The sequence below is a fragment of the Halomonas ramblicola genome (assembly GCF_030409215.1).
Taxonomy (GTDB): domain Bacteria; phylum Pseudomonadota; class Gammaproteobacteria; order Pseudomonadales; family Halomonadaceae; genus Halomonas; species Halomonas ramblicola.
The window spans coordinates 1-2,352 of the sequence record NZ_JAUFPL010000030.1 but is presented as its reverse complement, the minus strand read 5'-3'; the positions used below and the strand labels follow the sequence as shown (position 1 = coordinate 2,352).

The 2,352-nt window shown below is 64.0% G+C and carries 4 protein-coding genes; 1 reads left to right on the top strand and 3 read right to left on the bottom strand.

Annotated elements, in window-relative coordinates; genetic code table 11:
- Positions 1-39: 39 nt before the first annotated feature.
- The 3 genes from QWY80_RS14040 to QWY80_RS14030 form a co-directional block, all read right to left on the bottom strand.
- Entirely contained in the window at positions 40-594 is a 555-nt protein-coding gene (locus QWY80_RS14040) for a PhzF family phenazine biosynthesis protein (protein WP_353960456.1), read from the bottom strand.
- A gap of 240 nt (positions 595-834) precedes the next feature.
- Complete coding sequence (locus QWY80_RS14035) at positions 835-1,314, bottom strand: GNAT family N-acetyltransferase (RefSeq protein ID WP_290232645.1); 480 nt, start codon at positions 1,312-1,314, stop codon at positions 835-837.
- A gap of 26 nt (positions 1,315-1,340) precedes the next feature.
- Positions 1,341-1,955, bottom strand: coding sequence for a LysE family translocator (locus QWY80_RS14030; protein ID WP_290232642.1), 615 nt, complete (start codon positions 1,953-1,955; stop codon positions 1,341-1,343).
- A 57-nt stretch (positions 1,956-2,012) separates the two neighbouring features.
- On the opposite strand from QWY80_RS14030, the gene QWY80_RS14025 reads away from it, so the two are divergent.
- Entirely contained in the window at positions 2,013-2,240 is a 228-nt protein-coding gene (locus QWY80_RS14025; RefSeq protein WP_290232640.1) for a hypothetical protein, read from the top strand.
- Positions 2,241-2,352 lie beyond the last annotated feature (112 nt).

Below are 2,352 nucleotides of genomic sequence, written 5' to 3'. Positions count from 1 at the left end.
TTGTCGGCGTTCCTCGGAGTAGCGAGGCATGAGCAGCTCCTATCGCCCCCTGGGTTTTAAGAACAGGGTACCAGAGGACACGACACTCATCCTGACACTGGGGGCCATGTCCGGCACCAGCGTCGCAACGATGCCCTCGTCCTCCACCGCGACGAGAATGTCGTCGGTCATCACGACGTCGCCTTGTGTCACTCCCAGGGCGGCCAGCACCGTCTCGGGGTCGGCCATCGGCTCGGGCCGTTTGGCGGGAAAATCCATCGCCAAGCCTTCCCCGGTGCGGCTGACCCGTAGCTCGCCGCTACGGGTGGCGAAACACAGCGTCTCGCCCTCCTCGCCCAGTTCGTTGAAGACCACCCAGGCGCTTGCCAGGGTGGCATGTCCGCACAGGTCGACCTCGACCGTTGGCGTGAACCAGCGCAGGCGATACCCCGCCCCCTCGCGCACGAAGAAGGCGGTTTCGGACAGATTGTTCTCCGCGGCAATGGCCTGCAGGGTGGCATCGTCCAGCCACTCGGTCAGCGGGCATACCGCCGCGGGATTGCCCTCGAAGGGACGACGCGCAAAGGCGTCCACCTGGTAGAGATCGAGTTCCATAGATTCCTTGGTGCATGTCATTAGAGAAAACAACCTGCCAGCAGGCAGGACCACTCCCAGTCGTTAGCCGCTGGCGACTGGCTGCTGACGTCATCGGTTACATCGCTCTTTGCGGTACCGCAGACGCGCTTGAACGCCTTGTTGAAGGAGGCTTCCGACTCGTAGACAACCGCCAGCACAGGATATGAGTGTCCGGGATATGCGTATGCGGTTGGCCGACTGACGCCGGGCCGGGAGCCCTTATTCTCTCGCCGGCTCGTTCAGAGGCATCTCCATCCTCACCAGGACGCCGTCTCTGCTGACAAAGCATAGTCCGTGACGTTGATACAGGAGTACGGCCGCGCTGTCGTGAAAGGCGCGCAGGCGCAGGTACCGGCAGCCGCGGCGTCGGGCCAGAGCCGTGACCCAGTGCAGGCACCAACGTCCCAGTCCCTGCCGTTGCCAGCGAGGCTCGATCTGCAGATCGCGCAGGTAACAGGCGGAAAGCTCGATGCCGAGGCGTACCAGCCCCAGGGGCCTGTCCCCAACGCGTAGCAGATAGTTTTCCGTCTCGGTCCAGTACCGGTCGAAATGGGCATCGTCCCAGACCAGGCCATGGCGAGCGTAGTCGTCTCGCATATTGCCGTGGGTCAGCCGCCGGGCATAGGCGAGGGTCCGTTCATCGTCGGAGACGGCATCGATGCGGAGCAAGGTGGCTGGATCGTTGAGCACGTCGCACATGGGCAGCGATCTATCGTCCCTGTCCCTCAGGGCCGACGCATGGCAGCGACCAGGGCGCTTGCCCCGATCAGGCTGCCGGCACCGGTGCGGTGCAGGAGACGGCGAAGCCGGGCACTCAGCAGCCGGCCGCCGGTGGTGGCCAGGAAGGTGTAGGCGAGATCGCTGAGCACGCCGATGACCAGGAAGGTCGAGAACAGGATGGCCAACTGCGGCAACAAGGGCTGGCTCGGTGTCACGAACTGGGGCATGAAGGCCATGAAGAAGGCCAGGCTCTTGGGATTCAGCGCGGTGACGAGAAAGGCCTTGGCCGTGCCGAGCCGGATGTCCGTGCCCGAAAGCTGCAGATCGCCCAGTTGGCCGGCTTCGCGCCACATCCTCATGCCCAGGTAGAGCAGATAGGCAGCCCCGGCCCACTTCAGGACCTGGAACAGTTCGGCGGAGGTCATCAGGAGCGCGCCTACCCCGGCGAACGACAGGGTCATGGCCAGCAGGTCACCCACGAAGAAGCCGGGCAACATGGCCAGGGCGGCCCGTCGCCCACGGTTGACCCCGGTAGCGACCAGCAGGGCCACGGCGGGGCCGGGGGAAACGATGATCAACAGCGAGGCCAGGCAGAAGGAGAGCCAGAGTTCCAACGGCATAACGCATTCCTCGTGCGACGTTCAGTGGGCCATGTTCGTGACGATCGGCAAATACACATGATCGTGAAGGATCACTGCCGCCACATGAAAAAGCAACACGGCCATCAGTCGGTTGAGGCCGAGGAGCAGGCGCGGGGTAGTGATCCAGCGGCAGGCGTGCCGTCCGACAGCGTGACCTTTGAGGCCGCCACGTGGCCCACCACCTCGCCGGCGCACTCGGCGACCAGCGATACGCTGAGCGCCCCCGCCGCGCGCAGCGCCCGCACGATATGCTGCTCGGTATGATCGCTGTGCGGCGCCCCCGAGTTCGACACTTCCAGCTCGATTTTGGCCTGATTTCGGCACCTGTGGTCCGAGAATTCAGTGATTTAGCAAGTTACGGGCGAAATTGTTGTAG

What these genes read in the sequence shown, in the direction of transcription:
- QWY80_RS14040 (WP_353960456.1), bottom strand. Translation starts at nt 594, where the DNA reads ATGGAACTCGATCTCTACCAGGTGGACGCCTTTGCGCGTCGTCCCTTC.
- QWY80_RS14035 (WP_290232645.1), bottom strand. Translation starts at nt 1,314, where the DNA reads ATGTGCGACGTGCTCAACGATCCAGCCACCTTGCTCCGCATCGATGCC.
- QWY80_RS14030 (WP_290232642.1), bottom strand. Translation starts at nt 1,955, where the DNA reads ATGCCGTTGGAACTCTGGCTCTCCTTCTGCCTGGCCTCGCTGTTGATC.
- QWY80_RS14025 (WP_290232640.1), top strand. Translation starts at nt 2,013, where the DNA reads ATGATCGTGAAGGATCACTGCCGCCACATGAAAAAGCAACACGGCCAT.